Origin of the sequence: Microcystis sp. M109S1 (genome assembly GCF_020247025.1) — a bacterium.
Lineage (GTDB): Bacteria > Cyanobacteriota > Cyanobacteriia > Cyanobacteriales > Microcystaceae > Microcystis.
This window is the reverse complement of the sequence record NZ_JADBRW010000084.1, coordinates 1-3,082: the sequence shown is the minus strand read 5'-3', so window position 1 is coordinate 3,082 and position 3,082 is coordinate 1. Positions and strand designations below refer to the sequence as shown.

3 protein-coding genes and 2 pseudogenes are annotated in these 3,082 nt (G+C 38.8%); 2 read left to right on the top strand and 3 right to left on the bottom strand.

Annotation, left to right across the window (positions count from 1 at the left end):
• Both IM322_RS04165 and IM322_RS04160 read left to right on the top strand, forming a co-directional pair.
• Nucleotides 1–114 (top strand): transposase (locus IM322_RS04165; RefSeq protein ID WP_130758671.1); only part of this gene is annotated, 114 nt, incomplete at its 5' end.
• 100 nt (nucleotides 115–214) lie between these two features.
• Nucleotides 215–1,793: pseudogene (locus tag IM322_RS04160) on the top strand (IS1380 family transposase).
• 316 nt (nucleotides 1,794–2,109) lie between these two features.
• Here the strand turns inward: IM322_RS04160 and IM322_RS04155 are convergent.
• The 3 genes and pseudogenes from IM322_RS04155 to IM322_RS04145 all read right to left on the bottom strand — a co-directional run.
• A complete protein-coding gene (locus IM322_RS04155; protein ID WP_287673702.1) occupies nucleotides 2,110–2,307 on the bottom strand; it encodes a hypothetical protein in 198 nt (65 codons plus the stop codon).
• 394 nt (nucleotides 2,308–2,701) lie between these two features.
• A complete protein-coding gene (locus IM322_RS04150) occupies nucleotides 2,702–2,968 on the bottom strand; it encodes a tetratricopeptide repeat protein (RefSeq protein ID WP_287699147.1) in 267 nt (88 codons plus the stop codon).
• A gap of 2 nt (nucleotides 2,969–2,970) precedes the next feature.
• Nucleotides 2,971–3,082, bottom strand: a pseudogene (locus IM322_RS04145) (zinc ribbon domain-containing protein); the annotation flags it as partial.

Sequence of the window (3,082 nt, the reverse complement as noted above, 5' to 3'; positions counted from 1 at the left end):
GTGGTCGAGGGAATCAACAATAAACTTAAACTAATAAAACGGAGAGGCTATGGCTTTAGAAACTTTCGGAATTTTTGGGTTAGAAGTATGTTGTCTTGGCATCTTGTCTGTTGATTTAGCATAAAGGGTAACGAAGAGCCAGAAATTAGAAGTTGAAAAAAAACATAAAACCTTCTATAATTTAATCATAAAGATCATCTAAATAGACCAGTTTATGACTCCCACTTCTCGACTAAAAATCAGCCAGCAACTCAACCTTGGAAAACTTAAAGGAAAAGAATTGAACGCTAATTTTGATGGAGGTATAATCACCTCAGATGCTGGAATTGTGTTGATAGCAGAGTTAGACGAAAAGCTGAAAATTACAGCTAGATTCGCCGAATGCTTTCAAGACCATCGAAATTTATCTTACATAGATTATTCAGTTCATCAATTACTCGCGCAAAGAATTTATGGAATCACTTTAGGTTATGAAGATGTCAATGACCATGATAAATTACGCCATGACCCTGCTTTGGCAATTGCTCTAAAAAAATTGAATTTTATTGACTCAAACCAAGCAGGTTTAGCGGGAAAAAGTACAATTAATCGACTAGAATATTGTCCAGAAACAATCAGAGAGCCAGAAAAAAGTCGCTACCATAAAATCGAACATAACCCCAAAGAAATTGAAAAAGCTTTTGTGGACATCTTTCTAGAATCCTACAAAAAGCCACCGAAACAAATTATTTTAGACATGGATGTCACCGATGACCAAGTGCAGGTCAATCAAGAAGGGGCATTTTTCAATACTTATTATAAAGGAGTGTGTTATGCGCCTTTGTATATATAGCGGTTCTCGCATCTGTGCGGCACAGCTTAACCTTTGCTAATTAAGCTTTTCAGCATTGAGAATGTACCTCTCGTGAATCAGAAATGCTATATTTTGCGGGCATCATTTATTAGTAGCTAAACTGAGGTCATCCAATGTAGAGCCAGCAGCAGGAGCATTAGAAGAACTACAAAGAGTAATTAAATTAATTAGAGAAAAATGGCCAAATACTCAGATATTAGTACGAGGAGATAGTGCTTATGCCAGGGAAGAAAATTTTAAATTCTGTGAAGATTTTCAAGGAGTCGATTATGTTATAGCTATAGCAACTAATAGCCAATTGAAGTTACGAGCGGCCGAGGTAATTGGGAAAGCTAAAAATGATTATCAGCAAAAACTTGAGCCTGTTACTGTTTTAATGGAGACGCTATTTTCTCCTGAAGAAAAATTAGAAGAAGTTGGGTAATTAGTTCCAGAATCGACTTTTTATCGCTCTCTTTGCTACAAAACTCAACAATCTTGGAGTCGTTCAAGAAGAGTTGTTACCAAAGTTTGTCATGGTAGTAAAGGATTAAAAATTCGTCATGTTGTCACATCTTTACCAGCTTCAAAAATCCGCCCCTCAAAGCTTTATACAGACAAATATTGCCCTAGAGGAGAAATAGAAAATCGTCTTAAAGAACAACAACTAGATTTATTTGCTGACCGGACTTCAACCCAGACATTCGAGAGTAATCAATTAAGACTTTGGCTATCATCAATGGCTTATGTCTTGATGCAGGCTTTTCGTCAAAATTGCTTATCTAAAACCGCTTTTGCCCAAGCAACAGTAGGAACAATTCGTCTTAATTTTCTGAAATTGGGGGCGAGAATTACTGTGAGCGTTAGAAGAGTTTTAATCGCCATCGCTAGTTCTTGTCCTTATCAAGATATTTTAGTGATAGCTTACTCTAGAATTCAAGGACTTTCTGCTCCTGGATAAGTCGAATAGTTCTCAAAAACAACTAAATAATTTTTAAAAGGGCTGTTCATAAATTCAGCCTGTTTTATCATGAAAATTTTGACTAATTGACTAGATTTTATCTGTTGATTCCGCAAAAATTTGGCTAGTTTTGTCGAATTATCGCTCGGCAACCTTCCGAGTTTTTCTTAATTTTTAAAAACACAACTCTCAACCTCTAAATTAGGTTCTCAATTCAGTTTGTGAGAAATGCGGGAAGTGGGTTTTTAAAGTTAGATTGGCAGTTAATCGTACTATTAAAAACGGCTCTGGTATCAAAAAGTCTCAGGGAATTATCCTACAGTTGGGAGAGTAGTTTCCGAGCATCGGCGATGATTTTATCACCCCAGAGATTTTTTGGCAGGGTTTCAACCTGAGAAAATTCAGGGTCGATTTTAAGCGCGCTTTTAGCGAGTTCGATCGCTTTCCCCGTATTGCCTTGACGGTAGAGATTGACATACCCCACGCCGTAAACGGACGTGGATTCTTCTAGCATCGCTGCTGAGAATTTCTGGCTCAACGATGTGGACTTGAATTAGATTCCTGGCGAAATCCCACCCAGAGGTGGTTCTCTCCTCAGACTTTCGCGACCTTACAGAAGCCTGTTTTCGTATGCCCTACGATACAGTTCAAAACCTCTAAAATAATTGGTTTCTCTGGTACTTGACGCTTAGAGCTTTTACCTATAGGAGCATTCCCCTAGAGAACCCCATAACTCTAGTTTTCAAGGTGCGTTCATCTCTACGGTTGATGACTGGGTTTTTCCAGCGGTTGCTTACCCGGCCCCCTATTCTTAATATCATAAGCTAAACGGCTTTTACTTCGGATCACCGATATAGACTCCAAAAGGGTTATAGCTATTGGATCATGCAGGTTAAGCGCCGTTTAGCTTACATCCTATAAAGTCGCCCTAAAAGGGCGAGGCTTTCAACCCAATTTTTCGGTGACAGCGAGAGCCAGTTGATTTTCGGCAGATTGGGGGTTAATTTCGAGACTTTTTGAAATTGGCTACTAGCCAAGTTTAGATCGCCTTGTTCGTAATGAATTAAGCCGATATTGGTAATCGCAATCAGATTTTTTTCGTCCAGTTCGAGAAGTTTTTGATAGTCTTGGAGAGCTTCGGGATAGCGTTTTTGTCTTTTTTGACATACTCCCACCGTCAAGCTACGCTGTGACGGGGGATTCTTGACCCATCGCTGTTAGAAATTCCTTGTTCAACGAGACAGCTTAGATTCTCAATGTCTCCATTAAGAATCCAGAGGCAGGACTCT

Bases quoted from the DNA above. Each gene is read 5' to 3' on its own strand.
- IM322_RS04155 (WP_287673702.1), bottom strand. From the start codon at position 2,307: ATGCTAGAAGAATCCACGTCCGTTTACGGCGTGGGGTATGTCAATCTC.